This window comes from Haloferax sp. Atlit-6N, assembly GCF_003383195.1.
Taxonomy (GTDB): Archaea; Halobacteriota; Halobacteria; order Halobacteriales; family Haloferacaceae; genus Haloferax; species Haloferax gibbonsii.
This window is the reverse complement of record NZ_QEQJ01000044.1, coordinates 1-735: the sequence shown is the minus strand read 5'-3', so window position 1 is coordinate 735 and position 735 is coordinate 1. Positions and strand designations below refer to the sequence as shown.

Annotated in this window: 1 protein-coding gene; it reads right to left on the bottom strand. The window is 63.0% G+C overall.

Going from position 1 to position 735, the window contains the following annotated elements; genetic code table 11:
* On the bottom strand, positions 1–735 hold a 735-nt coding region (locus DEQ92_RS21050), incomplete at both ends, for a succinylglutamate desuccinylase/aspartoacylase family protein (RefSeq protein WP_115821731.1).

Below are 735 nucleotides of genomic sequence, written 5' to 3'. Positions count from 1 at the left end.
TCGACGTCGTTCTTGAAGTGATCTGAAATCGTGAACAGCGGTTCTCCATCCTCGACGAGTGGGTGTGGGCCCCACTCCATCTCCACGAGGCCCCCGGTTTCGGCGCGGAGCCACGTTTTCTCGCCGCCGCGAGCGATCACGCGCGTCCAGCCGGGCCAGGAGACCGGTTGATTTGGCAGGACCTCGTGTTCGGCGAGGGCGCTCGCGACGCAGTGGAGCGCCCGGTCGAGGTGGGCCGTCTGAAATCGGTGGGCGCGCCCCATCTCGACCGTGACTGTGGGGATACCGTCCTGACAGGCCACGCTTCGGAGCGTGCCCTGTGACCCCTCACCGTCGAGGATGACGCTCGTGCCGAAAGCCCGAGCGAGCCGTTCGACGGCCGGGTCGCGCATGTCGGCGCGAACGTGGTACATCGTCGTACGGTTGCGCGTCGACGTGTGGAAGTCCAGCCCGAAATCGCACTTTGAAATGAATTCCTCGTAAATCGCATTCGCGAGCCGTTTTGCCATCGTCGTTCGGGCGTTGCCAGGGAACGACCGATTGAGGTCCTCGTCGTAAATCGGGATGTAGCGCTGCTGGGCGAGAAATCCCGGCACGTTCAACACGTGGAGACAGACGAGCGCGCCGTGGAGATCTTCGGGGTCGTAGTGATCTGCGACCTCCTGAATGATTTTGACACCGTTGAGTTCGTCACCGTGGACAGCAGCGGTCAGGAAGACGCACGGACCCTCGGAC